Origin of the sequence: Klebsiella sp. GL120222-02 (assembly GCF_003097195.1) — a bacterium.
Classification (GTDB): Bacteria; Pseudomonadota; Gammaproteobacteria; order Enterobacterales; family Enterobacteriaceae; genus Klebsiella; species Klebsiella variicola.
In genome coordinates this window covers 685,922-700,317 of record NZ_QEQO01000001.1, presented here as the reverse complement: position 1 = coordinate 700,317, position 14,396 = coordinate 685,922, and the positions used below count along the sequence as shown (strand labels likewise).

Genomic DNA, 14,396 nt, shown 5'->3' with positions numbered 1-14,396 from the left:
TGGTCAATTACAGGGAGCTTCCATGACCACATCCTTTTCACTGCGCACGCTGTCGCGTGACGATATTCTGCACCACCTCCCGGCATTAAGCGATATCCTGGCAAGCTGCGTCAACGGCGGCGCCTCGGTAAGTTTTATGCTGCCCTTTAGCGCGCAGACGGCCACCACTTTCTGGCAACAGACCGCCGACAGCGTGGCGGCCGGCGAGCGCATCGTACTGGTGGCCCTCGACGCCAGCGAGCAACCCATCGGTACCGTGCAACTTATTACCCGCCAACCGGAAAACCAGCCCCATCGTGCGGATGTCGCCAAACTTTTGGTTCACCAAAATGCCCGTCGCCAGGGGATTGCCAACGCGCTGATGAGCGAGCTAGAGCATGTTGCCCGACAGGAAGGGAAGACGGTGTTGGTGCTGGACACGGCAGCCGGTAGCGGGGCGGAGCAGTTCTATGTCCGCTGTGGCTGGGAAAAAGTGGGGGAAATCCCGCGCTATGCGCTGATGCCTGACGGAGAGATGACCGCCACCTCACTGTTCTATAAGTTTTTGCCCTGACGGTCGCTATTGCAGAATGCTTTGATCAAAACGGGGTTTCACTGGTAGAAAAACCTGATAACTTATTGGACCAATTACTCAGGTTGTATGACTACTATTAGAGGGAACCCATTGTGAAAACATTAAACCGTCGTGATTTCCCCGGCGCGCAGTACCCTGACCGTATCATCCAGTTTGGTGAAGGCAATTTCCTGCGCGCATTCGTTGACTGGCAGATAGATCTCCTCAACGAGCATACCGACCTGAATGCGGGCATCGTGGTCGTCCGTCCTATTGCGACGGATTTCCCGCCTTCACTGAGCACCCAGGACGGCCTTTACACCACCATTATTCGCGGTCTGAACGAGCAGGGTGAGGCGGTGAGCGACGCGCGCCTGATCCGCTCGGTCAACCGGGAGATCAGCGCTTACGCTGACTTCGACGCTTTTTTACGTCTGGCGCATAACCCGGAGATGCGGTTTGTCTTCTCCAATACCACTGAGGCGGGCATCAGCTACCATGCCGGGGATCGTTTTGACGACGCGCCGCCGGTCAGCTATCCGGCGAAACTGACGCGTCTGCTGTTTGAACGCTACCAGCATTTCGCCGGTGCGGCCGACAAGGGATGGGTGATTATTCCCTGCGAACTGATCGATTATAACGGCGAGGCGCTGCAGGCGCTGGTGCTGCGCTATGCTGCTGAGTGGCAGCTGCCGCAGGCCTTTATCCGCTGGTTGACCTCAGCGAACACCTTCTGTTCAACGCTGGTGGATCGCATCGTAACCGGCTATCCGCGTGATGAAGTGGCGGCCCTTGAGGCACAGACTGGCTATAAAGATGCCTTCCTTGATACCGCCGAGCATTTCTACCTGTTTGTGATCCAGGGGCCTGCCTCGCTGGCGGCCGAGCTGCGTCTCGATAAACTGCCGCTGAATGTGCGCATTGTGGACGATATCAAGCCGTATAAAGAGCGCAAAGTGGCGATCCTCAACGGGGCGCATACCGCGCTGGTGCCGGTGGCCTTCCTGGCCGGGATCGACACCGTGGGTGAGGCGATGAACGATGCGGAGATTTGCGCGTTTGTCGAAAAAGCGATTTATGACGAGATTATTCCGGTGCTGGATCTGCCGCGCGATGAGCTTGAGTCATTTGCCAGCGCCGTGACCGGGCGCTTCCGTAACCCGTATATTAAACATCAGCTGCTCTCGATTGCGCTCAACGGCATGACCAAATACCGCACTCGCATTCTGCCGCAACTGCTGGCAGGGCAGCAAAAGAGTGGGCAACTGCCGCCGCGGCTGACTTTTGCCCTGGCAGCACTGATCGCTTTTTACCGGGGAGAGCGGGAGGGTGAACGCTATCCGGTACAGGATGACGCCGAATGGTTGACGCGATATCAGACGCTGTGGGCCCGGCATCGGGATCGCCAGATGAGCACCCGCGAGCTGGTGACTGCGGTACTCAGCGTAGAGGCTCATTGGGAACAGGACTTGAGCCAGAACCCGGGTCTGGTGGAGCAGGTGACTGCCGACCTCGATGCTATCCTGTCCCGCGGTATGCGCGATGCTGTACAGCCTTTGTGCTGATAGCGGACGTCATTCACCCGGCTGCGGCCGGGTTTTAAAGCTACCTCGTTAGTTACAACATACTTTTTATCATAGTTAACAAGCCGGTCTGTTACTCCGCTGCGAAAAAAGCCTTTTAGTGCCAAATCGCCCCTTCAGGGAGAGAATTGCCGCTAAGCCGCTTGAACATATGCCTGTGCAGGAAAATAATGGTTTGAACCATTTTCCCTGCCAATGTTCGCAGGCTAATTCATTCATCTGTAAGGAAACTCGCATGGTCATCGATATCCGGGAAATACGGCCGCACGACAAAGCCGAATGGCTTAATCTCTGGGAAGGCTATACCCGCTTCTATGGCAGCCCGCAGCCGGAAGAGGTGACCGAATGCACCTGGCAGCGAATGCTGGACATGAACTCCCCGGTGCTGGGCAGGGTGGCTGTGGTCGATGATACGGTGGTGGGGTTCGCCATCTGCATTCTTCACGAGGGAACCTGGGTCACCACGCCAATCTGCTATCTGGAGGATCTGTTTGTCGATCCTGCCTTCCGTGGACAAGGCATTGCCAGAACAATCATTAAGTCGCTGCAAACCGAAGGGGCAGACAAAGGCTGGTCACGGTTGTACTGGCATACGCGCCGTGATAATCCCGCCCGTCATCTGTATGATGAGTTTACCCCGGCTGACGATTATGTGCGCTACAGGATCACGCTTGGGTCCTGAAGCGGTAAGAGGTTGTTAAGCTTTTCCCGCTATAACAGGGGAAACCGGCTCAGGAGAAGCAACGATGGAAAAACGTCTCGACACAGTGGTCAATCTGATTATGTTTCTTTCACTATTGGCTACGGCCTGGGATCTCTCACTGGTGCATCATCTCGCCTGGTAGCAAAGATATCGTGCTGAAACGCGGCGCCTCATGCGGCGCCGCTGGCGTTATTCATCCGCCATCTTCCCTGCGCTAAAACTCCAGTCCTCCCGCTGGTTAAACTGGATAACCACCATCACGTCCTGCGGGCTGACCGCCATCTCATCGTCTAACCGCGCACAGAGCCGACGATAAAGCCCCTGTTTCTGCGCCCGGCTGCGCGGTTTACCGGCGAAAATATGAAACAGCACGAAGCGGGCGCTGCGTCCGTCGCTGAGGTAGTTCGGGTCGTAAATGCGCTGCTCGTCGGCGGCCTGCTCGATAAACTGAAATTTATCTGCTGACGGCACGTCGAACTCTGCCACCAGACACTCATGAAAGAGCGCCGACAATTGAGCAAACTCCGTGGGACGCCAGGCCGTGCCAAGCGATATGCGGGTCAGGGGCATGGTGTCTCCTGCTCATTCAGACAGGTCAGGGCGCTGGCCGCCGCTGGCCAGCCGGCATAGAACGCCAGGTGGGTGAACAGCTCGACGATTTCGGCCTGGCTCAGGCCATTTTGATAGCCGAGAGCGATATGCCACGGCAGTTGCTGGGTTTTACCCTGCGCCGTCAGGGCAGAAAGGGTGATCAGGCTCCGTTCGCGGGGCGACAGATCGCGGCGAGCCCAGATATCACCAAACAGTACCGTTTCGGTCAGTTCGGCCAGTTTTGGCGCAATGGCGGCCAGGGTGTTGCGATTAACAGCGCTATTTTCCACAGTGACTCCCGTTATTGGGTGTTGAGATGGCAATCACTGTCGCATGCCGGGAAAGAGGTTGAATATCGCAATGTTCAGGATATTTCGTCCTGATAAACAGGATGATTTTTCACCCTGTTCTCCTTATTCATTGCCACGCTTAAGCGCTCATTCCGGTTAGACGTCGATTTTTCGCGCCACGATAAACAACCTGGGGAATCGCAGGAGCACCTTTCCGTTACACTGTAACGGATAGTGTTCGGCCAGTAGTTCGACATAGCGTGTCAGAAATGCGTTTCTGGACTGCTCGTCCAGGCCGGCCAGATAGGGACGCAATCCGGTCCCCTGCAACCAGTCGCTTATCGCCTGATGGGAAGCGAGGGGATGAAAATAGGTGGTGCGCCAGATATCAACTTCACAACCCTGACGGGTCAGCATGTCATACCAGGCGTCCGGCGGGAGTAAGGGCTGGCGCCCGCGGTCCGGTAATCCCTGCTCGTCGGCGACCTGGCGCATCAGGGTATGCGAAGGTTCCTGCCAGTTATCCGGCATTTGCACGGCCAGCGTCCCGTTGACTGCCAGCTGCGCCACCAGATGTGGAAACAGCGTCTCATGATCCGCCAGCCACTGCAGAGAGGCGTTCGCATAGATCACGTCTACCGGTTGCGCAGGCCGCCAGCGGGCAATATCGGCGTCGATGAACTCACAGTCGGGTAAGGCCTGTGCCGCCTGAGCCAGCATGGCCGGGGAGTTATCGATACCGGTGATTGCCGCCAGCGGCAAGGCGGCGCGCAGCAGGCGGGTGCTGTTTCCCGGCCCGCAGCCAAGGTCGACAACGTGCTCAACCTGCAGATGGGCAATACGCGAGAGCAGGTCGGCCGCGGGGCGGGTACGTTCAGCGTCAAATTGCAGATACAAAGAAGGGTTCCAGTCAGCCATAGCGCGGTCCTGTGTGAGGGAAGACTGGGCAAAGCATAGAACGCTACTGGCAGCCTGTCAGCCGCCGAATGTTACCAGCGGTAACCCACTTCGTGACAGTGTCACAAAAAGAATAAACATCAGTGGGCTTTTCGCGTCTGGTCGGTACGCTCAGGGAGGCGGTGGGATGGACAGTCACTGCGCCCGTTGCGGGCGCAGTGACTTATTCGGCGTTCTTGAGCGCTTCAGCGCGGCTGGCGGTGGCGTAAACAAAATCCAGCATCGGTTCGAGATCGGTGTCGTAACCGGCCTGAATGATTTTACCTCGCAGCCATTCAATTTCGCTGGTGATATCGGGCGGGAAGATGTTGTTATCCTGCGCCCGGCGCAGCCATTTCAGCAGAAAGTTATTCTTTCCTCTGATACCGCCCGATTTTTTCGACTTTCCGTGCATCTTCAGCGCGACCAGGACGCAGTAATAGAAATGAACGCGCTGATTAAAACTTTGGTGCATGTCTGTGTTTCCCGCCAGAATCAGGAATTCACCGTGTGGGTCAGTGATTCGGATTGGACTACGGCGCCGGGCTGGATCGTTGTGCGATCTCTGTTGTTCTCCGCTACCGTCCTTGCATCTGTTGTCAGACGCTGAGGAGGATGTTGGCATGGAAGCCGAATCGTCGTCAATTGCCGATTCGTTTTTTGCCCGCGGCGATCCGCGGGCCAGGGCTGACTACGTTCCTGAGACGGCTCGCTGTTGTCGCTGGACGCGTAAAATGAGCAGGAAAGCGAACACCACGACAATCGCCGCCAACAGATATAGCGTGGCGAGGTCGTAGAAGCCGGCGACCCATCCGGCCAGCGGCCCGGTGAGTCCCAGCGCCAGGTCAAGAAACGCCGAGTAGGTGCCGAGGGCGGTCCCCTGGTTTTGCTCTTCCACCTGTTTGACTGCCTCGACCCCTAGCGCCGGGAAGACCAGGGAAAAACCCGAGCCGGTGAGAAAGGCGCCGACGCCAGCCACCCAGGCTGACGGCGCCAGCCAGATCAGCAGCAGGCCGAGACACTCGATCACAAAGCAGACCAGCGAGACCGGGACCCCGCCATAGCGGGTAATGGTATTTCCCAGCACCAGGCGGACGCAGATAAAGCCGACGCTGAACAGGGAGAGAGTAAACGCCGCGCCCTGCCAGCTGTGCGCCGCAAAATAGAGGGTGATGAAGGTGGCGATAACGCCGAAGCCAACGGTACCAAAGGCCAGCCCCAGGCCATAAGGCCAAATTTTTCGTACCACTGCGTGAAAGGGCGCTCTGACACCGGCAGTCACGCTGACATCCTGGCGGGTGCGGGCGAACAGCAGGCCGATGGCGGCCACCACCACCACCACCGTGGCAAATCCGCTAATGCCGAAATAGTGGTTAAGGGTGACCCCCAGCGGCGCCCCGATCGCCATGGCGACATAGGTCGCCACGCCATTCCAGGAGATCACCCGCGAGGTATGGATCGCGCCGACGGTTTTGATCCCCCAGAGCGTGGCGCCGGTCGCGGTAAAGCTCTCGCCGACACCAAGAAACACCCGGCCCGCCAGCAGCGCGGCGATGGCCAGCATCGGCGTCGCCTGCAAAAGTACCGCCAGCAGGGTGAATGCTCCGCTCAGCAGACAGCAGATGATCCCGAGACTGACCACTTTTTTCGGGCCCCAGATATCGGTATAGCGCCCGGCGTGCGGTCGACTGATCAGCGTTGAGATGTATTGCAGGCTGATCACAATCCCGGCGACAAAGGTGCTGTAGCCCAGCTGATAGTGAATGTATCCCGGCAGTACGGCCAGCGGCAGGCCGATGGAGAGATAGCAGATACAGGTGAAGACAACGATCGAAATGATGCGCAAATTGAGTTGCGTGGTGCTGACGGAAGTGCTCATAGGGATAAGTGATTAATACAAGGGATGTTTAGCATAGCGCGCCGCGAGGACGCTGGCGAGTCGCGAGGGCGTTTTATCTGTCACCGATGAAGTCGCCGTCTGTCCGAAGGGGCGCAACGGTCTGTACCGTCGATGATGTTGTGAATGCGCCCGCCATTAATCGGGTTTGCCGCTGGCGCCTGCGTACGGGCATGATGGCGTTAGCTTACCGCCGCGTTCAGGAGAGAACATGTCCCACGATTTCGCTGATATTGACGTTTTGTTCATTGCGGGCTTCGGTCCCATCACCCGCAGCACGTCGCAAAGCCGTGACTTCTATTGTCAGGCGTTGGGTTTGCCGCTAAAGCCGATGCCGGGTAACGAGGCGTATCTCCTCAGCGAGCAGGATGCCATCGGCGGGGTGAAACATTTCGCGCTGTGGCCGCTGGCGCAGGCGGCGCAGTCCTGTTTTGGTCAGGACCAGTGGCCGGAGACGGAGCCGGTGCCGCAGGCATGGATTGAGTTTGAGGTCCGCGACCTGGCTGCGGCGACGGCGCGGCTGCAGCAGCAAGGATACCGCCTGCTCGTCGCGGCGCGCGACGAACCGTGGGGACAGGCGGTCACCCGATTGCTCAGTCCGGAAGGGCTGCTGGCCGGGCTCACGGTGACGCCGTGGCTGCGGGCGGAAGAGCCATAGCGCCCGCGCCGGACGCGGTGCAGGACACACAGGAGAGGTTATTGACTCTCCTCGTGATCGGAAGCGCTTCGTACTTCTCCCCAGGCGCGGTTTTGCAACACGGTGCGATAGCCGTCGCGGTCGACGAAAGTGACGCCATTGACTTCCCAGTAAGGGTTAAACGCCGTGACCCGCAGAAAGCCGGCGGCGTCCATGGCGGCGCACTGTGCTTGCCATTCCGCCTGCTGTGGGTAATACAGCACCAGCAAATCTTCATCTCCTGGCGAGGGAGTGACGGGATGGTGGCGACAGTGGGTGAATTCCAGATGCCAGCCCGCGTCGGGCGCGCCGAGCATAATCCCGCTGAATCCTTCATGATCGGTAAAGCTGCCGAGTTGCTGAAGCCCCAGCCCGGCGCAATACATGCTGGCGGTGGCGTCCAGTTCACTGACCGGTCTGGCAATACGCATATGGCTGAACAACATAATGGCTCCCGTAAGCAAAAGCTCAAGTTGATACTGTACCGGTAAATCGGCCCGGCGTGTGTTAAGACGTGCCCGGGCGCCATTTTCTCTCTGTCAATACCATAGCGGATTAACGTCCGCCTTGCGCCGACATTCTCTCTTAATCATAATAAAAAAAGAATTATAAAATACTATTGTTCTTAATATGAGAATCATTGTGAGGTGGTGGATGAATAACAGATCGCGCCAGGCCATATGGCTGGCACTGGCTGGGTCGATAGTACTGATGATCGGCATGGGCTACGGGCGCTTTGCCTTCACCGGCGTGCTGCCGCTGATGCTTAATGAAGGTCTGTTGACCCTGCACCAGGGCAATCTCGCCGCGTCGGCCAATTACGCTGGTTATCTGGTCGGCGCGTTGCTGCTGGCGCGGGTACAGCCTGGGGCCGCCAGCCGACTGAGCATTATCTCCGCCGGGTTGACCATCGCCAGCCTGGCGCTGCTGGCCTGGGTGAGCTCGCCGTGGACCATTATTGCGCTGCGCGCCGTCGCCGGCGCGCTGAGCGCGATAACGCTGATTGCTGGTTCGCTGTGGCTGCTGGAACATATGGGCCATCATCACGGGGCGCCGTTGCTGTATGCCGGGGTGGGGCTGGGGATATTTATCTCTGCGGAGGGGATCGCCCTTGGACATGCCCTGAGCCTCACCAGCCAGCAGATCTGGCTGCTCTGCGCATTATGCGCCGGTCTGCTGCTGGCGCTGGCGATCCGTTGGCTGCTGACTCCGCCGGCTGCACTGGTGAGGGTTTCCCATGTTGAGACCTCCTTGCCTGAGGCGGGGAGCGATACGCGTCGCGCGGCGTGGCGACTATTGATGGTTTACGGCCTGGCGGGCTTCGGCTATATCATCACCGCCACTTATCTGCCGTTGTTTCTGTCTGGTTTGCTGCAGAGCGTTGACCCGGTCCATCTGTGGGCGCTGTTTGGTCTGGCGGCCGCGCCGTCCTGCCTTATCTGGCATAAGCTGGTGCTAAAGTGGGGGTACCGGCAGGCGCTGACCCGCAACCTGATCGTCCAGGCGCTTGGCGTGATCCTTCCAGCCTGCAGCGCTTCACTGCTGTTTTGCGTGCTAAGCGCGCTATTGGTGGGCTTTACCTTTATGGGCACCGTCACCATTGCGCTGCCGAAGGCAAAAAGTCTCAGCCATCAGGTGAGCTTCAATATGATTGCCGCGATGACTGCACTGTACGGCGTGGGACAGATTGCCGGGCCGCTTATCGCCGGCGCGCTGTATCAGATCGCGGCTTCATTTAACCCGGCGCTCTATGCTGCGGCGCTGGCGCTGCTGATTGCCGCAGGGCTGGTCTTTACCGAACGCCGGGGTTAGCCAATCGCCACGCTTTGCAGCAGCTTGCGCCACTCGCTCAGGGCGGGGGCGTTCAAGCCGCTGCGCCAGATAAGCTGGGTGGTCGCCTCGCACAGCGGTTCGCTAAGGCAGTTTTCGGGAAGCGTCATCTTCGACAGCACGCTCTGCGGCAGCAGGCAGGCGTAGCGTCCGGAAGCCACGCAGGCGAGCATGCTGTGATAGGAGTTGACCTCATGCACCTCGACGGCCGCCTGCTGCTCCGCCAGCCAGCGTTCGCCCAGCGCGCGGTAGCTGCAGCCGCTGGCGAATGCCGCGAACCGCAGCGGGCCCGGGGTCTGCGGACGGACCAGCATCAGCGTTTCATAAAACACCGGGGTGCATGCCAGCTCGGCGGGACAGGCCGGTTGACCATCGGCCCCAGGCGGCAGGCAGACCAGCGCGGCATCGAGGGCGGCGGTTAACACTCCCTCGGTTAACTGGCGGGTCGGTTGGGTGATAAGGGTGATATCTACCTGCGGGCACCGTTGTTGAAAGCGGGTAAGCAGCGGCGGCAGCCGGCTGGCGGCGGTCGCCTCCATCGCGCCCAGACGCAGACTGCCGCCTGGGGTTGTCGGATGCAGAGCCTGCTTTGCCTCTTCCGCCAGGCTCAGGATCCGCCGGGCATAGCTGAGAAACTGCACGCCTGCCGGGGACAACACCATTTTTTTGTTGCCGCGAACGAAGAGCTCAACGGCAAGCTCCTCTTCCAGCTGCTGAATGCGGGTCGTGATATTGGACTGTGCGCGGCCCAGCCGTTTTGCTGCCTGGGTGACGCTCTGCGTTTCTGCCACCTGAATGAAGATCTCTAGTGTGCTGTGGTTCATATTTTTCTTCTCAATACGATAATGATGTTGATCTTACCATCTTTAAAGGAGATGGTAAGCCTCCGGCACCGCTAATGCATGAGGAAACCATGAGCAACCCGCTGCTTTCGCTTATTGATATTGATTATCCCCTGATTCAGGCCCCGATGGCGGGCGTCTCCACCCCCGCGCTGGCTGCCGCGGTAAGTCATGCCGGCGCGCTGGGCTCGCTGGGGCTGGGTGCTTCAACCGTTGCCCAGGCGGAAGCGATGATAGTCGCCACCCGCCAGCTGACGGACCGTCCGTTCAATGTCAATCTGTTCTGCCATGCGCCGCCCCGGCGCGACGCCCGGCGGGAAGCCGACTGGGCAACAACTTTACGACCCCATTTTGCCCGCTATGGCAGTACGCCACCGGATTCGTTAAGCGAGATCTACCAGACATTTATCGGTCATGCGCCGATGCTGGAGCTGCTTCTCGACCTGTCGCCGGCGGTGGTGAGTTTTCATTTTGGTCTTCCTGAACGTGAGACGATCCAGCGTCTGCGACAGCAGGGGATTGTCACCCTGGCGACGGCAACCTCGCTCCAGGAGGCGCTGCTGATTGAACAGCAGGGGATCGACGTAGTGGTCGCTCAGGGCTATGAGGCGGGCGGACACCGGGGGATCTTTGCTCCGCAGGAGCCTGATGCCCAACTGAGCACGTTCACCCTGGTGCAACTTCTGCGGCGTCGGCTAACCATCCCGGTGGTAGCCGCCGGGGGCATCATGGACGGGGCGGGGATCACCAGCGTAATGCAGTTGGGGGCGCAAGGCGTTCAGCTCGGTACGGCGTTTTTACTGTGTCCGGAATCCGCCGCCGACGCCGGTTATCGCGCGGCGATCAACAACAGCATTGACGGACGTACGGTGCTGACCTCCGCGATATCCGGGCGTCCGGCACGCTGTCTGGCGAATGCCTTCTGTGCGCTGGGGGAAGCCTGTCCGGCGAGCGCCGTGCCGGATTATCCGCTGGCGTATGATATCGGCAAAGCGCTGGCCGCCGCCGCGAAAGCCCAGGGCGTTCATGAGTATGGCGCCCACTGGGCCGGGCAGGGTGTGGGGTTGATCCGCGAGTGTGACGCCGCCAGTCTGGTTCGTCAGCTGGCGGCAGAGTGCGGCTGGAACTAATGTCTGACGGTTAGCGACGGTGGGCCAGGCTGCGCACCAGCCGATCGCCGGCCATTTGCACGCCCTGGACCATCGCCACCAGGATCAGCACCGTGCCAAACATGACTTCATTATTAAACCGCTGATAGCCGTAGCGGATGGCGAGGTCGCCGAGTCCACCGCCGCCGATCACACCGGCCATGGAGGAGAAACCAATCAGCATCACGATGGTCAGCGTGATCCCGGCCAGCAGCGTTGGCAGGGCTTCCGGCAGCAGGGATTTAAAAATCACGTGCCAGACGTTACCGCCCATCGACAGAATGGCTTCGATTCTCCCGTAGTCCACCTCGTCGAGCGCGTTTTCCGTCAGACGGGCAAAGAACGGAAAGGCGCCGATGGTCACCGGCACGATGGCGGCGGTGCTGCCCAGCGTGGTGCCGACGATCAGGCGGGTAAAGGGGATCAGGGCGATCAGCAGCACGATAAACGGCAGCGACCTGCCGATGTTGATCACCGCGCCTAACAGCGCGTTCAGTTTCGGCATCGGCGCCAGCCCGTTGGCGCGGGAAATAAATAACAGCACGCCGGTGGGCAGCCCGATCAGAACGGTAAACAGGGCCGCCAGGCCCACCATATAAAGCGTATCCAGCGTGCCGTCGAGTAATAACGGCCACAAATCTTCCCAGCTCATGCTACTCCGCATAATGGCCTCCCCTGAACGCCGTGACGGGTAAGAAAATCTTGTTCAGCCTGCGGGTCGTGCAGCAACGACTGGCGCAGCCGCGACCATGGGGTCACCAGCAGGTCGGCGAGTTTACCGCTCTCGACAATCTCGCCCTGTTCCAGCAGCGCCGCGTGGTCACAAATGGTTTTCACCACCTCCAGCTGGTGCGTAATCAACACGATGGTCAGATTGAGGCGCTGGTTAATATCCGCCAGCAGGGCCAGCACCGAGGCGGTGGTCTCGGGATCCAGCGCACTGGTCGCCTCATCGCACAGCAACACTTCCGGCCGGGCGGCCAGCGCCCGGGCGATGCCGACGCGCTGTTTTTGCCCACCGGAAAGCTGCGACGGGAAGGCGGCGGCCTTTTCGCTGAGATCCACCAGCTCCAGCAGTTCGCGCACCCTGGCCTCGCGAGCGGCCCTCGGCACTCCGGCAATCTCCAGCGGCACCGCGATGTTGTCAGCGACGGTGCGGGCATGCAGCAGATTGAAGTGCTGGAAAATCATCCCGGTGCGCAGGCGATAATCCCGCAGCGCCGCCTTGTTCAACTGGGTAATATCCTGTCCGTTCACCAGAATGCGGCCCGAGGTGGGCCGCTCCAGTAAATTGAGACAGCGGATGAGCGTACTTTTGCCGGCGCCACTGCGCCCGAGAATGCCGTATATTGCCCCTTTCGGTATCTGCAACGCGATATCGTTCAGCGCCGGTCGGCCGGTTCCGGCGTAGGTTTTGCTCAGCCCTTCGATGGTTATCATGACTGAGGGGCCACCGGGATCACCGAGCCGTTGTAGGTTTTACGGATAAACTCCGCCACCTGCGGTGACGTCAGATCTTTCGCCAGCGCCTTAATGCGCGGGTCATTCGCCAGGGCTGGGGTGGTCACCAGAATATTGGCGTACGGATTATGCTCGGCGCTTTCCAGCCCCAGGGCATCTTTCGCTGGCACCAGGCCGGCTTCCAGCGCGTAGTTACCGTTAATCACCGCCAGGTCGACATCGTCGAGGGAACGCGGGATCTGCGGTGATTCAATCTCCAGAATCTTCAGGTGTTTCGGGTTCTCGACAATATCCTTCGGCGTCGCCAGGGTGGTGGCCGGGTCGGTAAATTTGGGATCCAGCTTAATAAGCTTCTGCGCCTGCAGCAGGAACAGCGCCCGGCTCAGGTTGGTGGTGTTATTCGGCACCGCCACGGTGGCGTTTTCCGGCAGTGATGAGAAATCTTTATGCTTATGCGAGTAAATTCCCAGCGGCTCAATATGCACGGTGGCCGCGACGGCAAAGGTTTTACCCAGCGCTTTTTCCTGATCCTTCAGATAGGGAACATGCTGGAAGTAGTTGGCATCCACATCGCCACTGGCTAGCAGTTCATTGGCGTTGACCCCGCTGGTCAGCTCCACCACCTTCAGATCGAGGCTGGGATCGATTTTTTTGATGTAGTTGAGGATCTCCGCGTGGGGAACCGGGTCCGCGGCGACGCGCAGCGCGGCAGCCTGGGCAGACGTCCATGCCAGAGAAAGAGACAGTGCGACCCCTGCCAGTTTAAAAGCGGCATATTTCATGGTGTGTTCCTTTTTAGTTATGGTTAAACGATCAATTGCTCGGCGCGTTCGCGAAACACGTCCTGATAGTAGCGTTCCGCCACGTCCGGATGGGAACGCAGACGGCCCTTGAGATAATTCCAGCCGACATCGCGTAGCAGCGGATTGTGCGGGTCGCTGTCCGGACCTCGCGCTTCACGCGCCAGCTCGGGCGGCAGGGTGTAAACCGGCACCACCGCGTCAAGCTGGGCGCCGAGGAAGAAAGCGATGGAGAGGCGCTGCTGCTGCGCCGGCGGCGACACCACGCGATGGACGGTGGCGCGCAAATACCCGTTGGTCGCCAGCTCCAGCAGTTCGCCAATATTGACCACAAAGCTGCCGGCCAGCGGCACGGCGTCGATCCATTGTCCAGGCGCGACCTCTACCTGCAGTCCTTTCTGTTCGTCCTGCAGCAGGAAGCTGAGGAAACCGGAATCTTTATGGGCGCCGACGCCCTGGCTGCTTTGGGTCTCCTGCTGGCCGGGATAGCGGATCAGTTTGATATGCTCGTTGGGTTTCTCGCCGTAGAGCCGGTCAAAGGCATTCTCCGGGAGCTGCAGGGCTTCGGCAAAAGCGCGCAGCAGGCGGATGCCCACCTGGGTCATCTGCTGTTGCCAGTGAAGTAACACCGGTTTAAGCGACGGCAGGGCGGCAGGCCACAGATTCGGACCCTGCAGGCGCTGCCAGCGCGGGGCGTCGTCGCTGAGGGTCAGCGCCGGACGTTCGGCGCCGATATCAAACTGCTCTCGCCAGTCAGGCTGGCCGCGCGTCAGCTCTGAGGCCGCGCGGTTATAGCCGCGAAAATGGGGGGAGTGGATCATCGCCACCTGCTGTTTCTGCGCCTCATCAAGAGCAAAAAAGCGTTGAGACTGGCGCTGAACTTCATACTGAAGCGCGTCGTCCACACCGTGGTTGATCAAATAGAAGAAGCCGATGTCGCGGGCGGCGTGACGCAGGTCGGCCAGGAAGGCCGCTTTATCCGCGGGGTCCGCGTAGCGGGCCAGGTCGAGAATCGGCAGGGTGGTCGCGTTCATTGTGTTCTCCGAAAACGGGGTAATAAGTTATGGGTTGATTCAGGTTCAGGGT

The 14,396-nt window shown here is 59.5% G+C and carries 17 protein-coding genes; 6 read left to right on the top strand and 11 right to left on the bottom strand.

All coding sequences use genetic code 11. The features are described from left to right. Positions 1–22 precede the first annotated feature (22 nt). The 3 genes from N438_RS03495 (at position 23) to N438_RS03485 (ending at position 2,818) form a co-directional block, all read left to right on the top strand. Complete coding sequence (locus tag N438_RS03495; RefSeq protein ID WP_016160997.1) at positions 23–553, top strand: GNAT family N-acetyltransferase; 531 nt, start codon at positions 23–25, stop codon at positions 551–553. A gap of 113 nt (positions 554–666) precedes the next feature. Next, positions 667–2,118, top strand: coding sequence for a tagaturonate reductase (locus tag N438_RS03490; protein WP_116696083.1), 1,452 nt, complete (start codon positions 667–669; stop codon positions 2,116–2,118). A 253-nt stretch (positions 2,119–2,371) separates the two neighbouring features. Then, on the top strand, positions 2,372–2,818 hold the full coding sequence (locus N438_RS03485) for a GNAT family N-acetyltransferase (protein ID WP_012968261.1): 447 nt from the start codon (positions 2,372–2,374) through the stop codon (positions 2,816–2,818). A 210-nt stretch (positions 2,819–3,028) separates the two neighbouring features. Here the strand turns inward: N438_RS03485 and N438_RS03475 are convergent, their stop codons facing one another. The 5 genes from N438_RS03475 to N438_RS03455 all read right to left on the bottom strand — a co-directional run bounded on the left by N438_RS03475 (position 3,029) and on the right by N438_RS03455 (position 6,535). Then, complete coding sequence (locus tag N438_RS03475; RefSeq protein WP_012541763.1) at positions 3,029–3,409, bottom strand: tautomerase family protein; 381 nt, start codon at positions 3,407–3,409, stop codon at positions 3,029–3,031. Then, positions 3,400–3,720 carry a carboxymuconolactone decarboxylase family protein gene (locus N438_RS03470; RefSeq protein ID WP_114500236.1) on the bottom strand — a complete coding sequence of 107 codons (321 nt, stop codon included), beginning with the start codon at positions 3,718–3,720 and terminating at the stop codon, positions 3,400–3,402. Before N438_RS03470 ends, N438_RS03475 begins: the two co-directional genes overlap by 10 nt. Positions 3,721–3,876: 156 nt before the next feature. Beyond that, the gene (gene tam, locus N438_RS03465) at positions 3,877–4,638 is read right to left on the bottom strand and encodes a trans-aconitate 2-methyltransferase (RefSeq protein ID WP_116696082.1); all 762 of its coding nucleotides are present in this window, start codon (positions 4,636–4,638) and stop codon (positions 3,877–3,879) included. Positions 4,639–4,840: 202 nt separating this feature from the next. Then, positions 4,841–5,131, bottom strand: coding sequence for a hypothetical protein (locus tag N438_RS03460; RefSeq protein WP_008804940.1), 291 nt, complete (start codon positions 5,129–5,131; stop codon positions 4,841–4,843). 216 nt (positions 5,132–5,347) lie between these two features. Further along, entirely contained in the window at positions 5,348–6,535 is a 1,188-nt protein-coding gene (locus N438_RS03455) for an MFS transporter (protein WP_008804939.1), read from the bottom strand. Positions 6,536–6,764: 229 nt separating this feature from the next. Here N438_RS03455 and N438_RS03450 point away from each other — a divergent pair, with 229 nt between their 5' ends. Next, a complete protein-coding gene (locus N438_RS03450; RefSeq protein ID WP_116696081.1) occupies positions 6,765–7,211 on the top strand; it encodes a VOC family protein in 447 nt (148 codons plus the stop codon). 38 nt (positions 7,212–7,249) lie between these two features. Here N438_RS03450 and N438_RS03445 read toward each other — a convergent pair whose 3' ends face one another. Beyond that, a complete protein-coding gene (locus tag N438_RS03445; protein WP_040968502.1) occupies positions 7,250–7,675 on the bottom strand; it encodes a VOC family protein in 426 nt (141 codons plus the stop codon). A 208-nt stretch (positions 7,676–7,883) separates the two neighbouring features. On the opposite strand from N438_RS03445, the gene N438_RS03435 reads away from it, so the two are divergent. After that, the gene (locus tag N438_RS03435) at positions 7,884–9,041 is read left to right on the top strand and encodes a YbfB/YjiJ family MFS transporter (protein WP_116696080.1); all 1,158 of its coding nucleotides are present in this window, start codon (positions 7,884–7,886) and stop codon (positions 9,039–9,041) included. On the opposite strand, the gene N438_RS03430 is transcribed toward N438_RS03435, so the two are convergent. Beyond that, positions 9,038–9,883, bottom strand: coding sequence for a LysR substrate-binding domain-containing protein (locus tag N438_RS03430; protein ID WP_008804934.1), 846 nt, complete (start codon positions 9,881–9,883; stop codon positions 9,038–9,040). The genes N438_RS03435 and N438_RS03430 overlap by 4 nt on opposite strands. A gap of 74 nt (positions 9,884–9,957) precedes the next feature. Between N438_RS03430 and N438_RS03425 the strand changes: the two genes are divergently transcribed. Then, the gene (locus N438_RS03425; protein WP_077264856.1) at positions 9,958–11,031 is read left to right on the top strand and encodes a nitronate monooxygenase; all 1,074 of its coding nucleotides are present in this window, start codon (positions 9,958–9,960) and stop codon (positions 11,029–11,031) included. 10 nt (positions 11,032–11,041) lie between these two features. Here the strand turns inward: N438_RS03425 and N438_RS03420 are convergent, their stop codons facing one another. Genes N438_RS03420 through N438_RS03405 form a run of 4 tightly spaced genes read right to left on the bottom strand, consistent with a single transcriptional unit; the run spans position 11,042 to position 14,344 of the window. Continuing rightward, on the bottom strand, positions 11,042–11,701 hold the full coding sequence (locus tag N438_RS03420) for a methionine ABC transporter permease (RefSeq protein ID WP_004217626.1): 660 nt from the start codon (positions 11,699–11,701) through the stop codon (positions 11,042–11,044). Then, positions 11,698–12,489 (bottom strand): ATP-binding cassette domain-containing protein, encoded by a 792-nt coding sequence (locus N438_RS03415; RefSeq protein WP_008804932.1) that lies wholly within the window; start codon positions 12,487–12,489, stop codon positions 11,698–11,700. Before N438_RS03415 ends, N438_RS03420 begins: the two co-directional genes overlap by 4 nt. Further along, positions 12,486–13,292 carry a MetQ/NlpA family ABC transporter substrate-binding protein gene (locus tag N438_RS03410; protein WP_002904638.1) on the bottom strand — a complete coding sequence of 269 codons (807 nt, stop codon included), beginning with the start codon at positions 13,290–13,292 and terminating at the stop codon, positions 12,486–12,488. The genes N438_RS03415 and N438_RS03410 overlap by 4 nt, the downstream gene beginning before the upstream one ends. A 23-nt stretch (positions 13,293–13,315) precedes the next feature. Next, on the bottom strand, positions 13,316–14,344 hold the full coding sequence (locus N438_RS03405) for an isopenicillin N synthase family oxygenase (protein ID WP_008804931.1): 1,029 nt from the start codon (positions 14,342–14,344) through the stop codon (positions 13,316–13,318). Between the last annotated feature and the right edge of the window lie 52 nt (positions 14,345–14,396).

Excerpts from the sequence above, each read along its gene's own strand:
- N438_RS03420 (WP_004217626.1), bottom strand. The coding sequence starts at position 11,701 with ATGAGCTGGGAAGATTTGTGGCCGTTATTACTCGACGGCACGCTGGAT.
- N438_RS03495 (WP_016160997.1), top strand. The coding sequence starts at position 23 with ATGACCACATCCTTTTCACTGCGCACGCTGTCGCGTGACGATATTCTG.
- N438_RS03405 (WP_008804931.1), bottom strand. The coding sequence starts at position 14,344 with ATGAACGCGACCACCCTGCCGATTCTCGACCTGGCCCGCTACGCGGAC.
- N438_RS03450 (WP_116696081.1), top strand. The coding sequence starts at position 6,765 with ATGTCCCACGATTTCGCTGATATTGACGTTTTGTTCATTGCGGGCTTC.
- N438_RS03485 (WP_012968261.1), top strand. The coding sequence starts at position 2,372 with ATGGTCATCGATATCCGGGAAATACGGCCGCACGACAAAGCCGAATGG.
- N438_RS03435 (WP_116696080.1), top strand. The coding sequence starts at position 7,884 with ATGAATAACAGATCGCGCCAGGCCATATGGCTGGCACTGGCTGGGTCG.
- tam (WP_116696082.1), bottom strand. The coding sequence starts at position 4,638 with ATGGCTGACTGGAACCCTTCTTTGTATCTGCAATTTGACGCTGAACGT.
- N438_RS03445 (WP_040968502.1), bottom strand. The coding sequence starts at position 7,675 with ATGTTGTTCAGCCATATGCGTATTGCCAGACCGGTCAGTGAACTGGAC.
- N438_RS03475 (WP_012541763.1), bottom strand. The coding sequence starts at position 3,409 with ATGCCCCTGACCCGCATATCGCTTGGCACGGCCTGGCGTCCCACGGAG.
- N438_RS03430 (WP_008804934.1), bottom strand. The coding sequence starts at position 9,883 with ATGAACCACAGCACACTAGAGATCTTCATTCAGGTGGCAGAAACGCAG.
- N438_RS03425 (WP_077264856.1), top strand. The coding sequence starts at position 9,958 with ATGCATGAGGAAACCATGAGCAACCCGCTGCTTTCGCTTATTGATATT.
- N438_RS03455 (WP_008804939.1), bottom strand. The coding sequence starts at position 6,535 with ATGAGCACTTCCGTCAGCACCACGCAACTCAATTTGCGCATCATTTCG.
- N438_RS03460 (WP_008804940.1), bottom strand. The coding sequence starts at position 5,131 with ATGCACCAAAGTTTTAATCAGCGCGTTCATTTCTATTACTGCGTCCTG.
- N438_RS03415 (WP_008804932.1), bottom strand. The coding sequence starts at position 12,489 with ATGATAACCATCGAAGGGCTGAGCAAAACCTACGCCGGAACCGGCCGA.
- N438_RS03410 (WP_002904638.1), bottom strand. The coding sequence starts at position 13,292 with ATGAAATATGCCGCTTTTAAACTGGCAGGGGTCGCACTGTCTCTTTCT.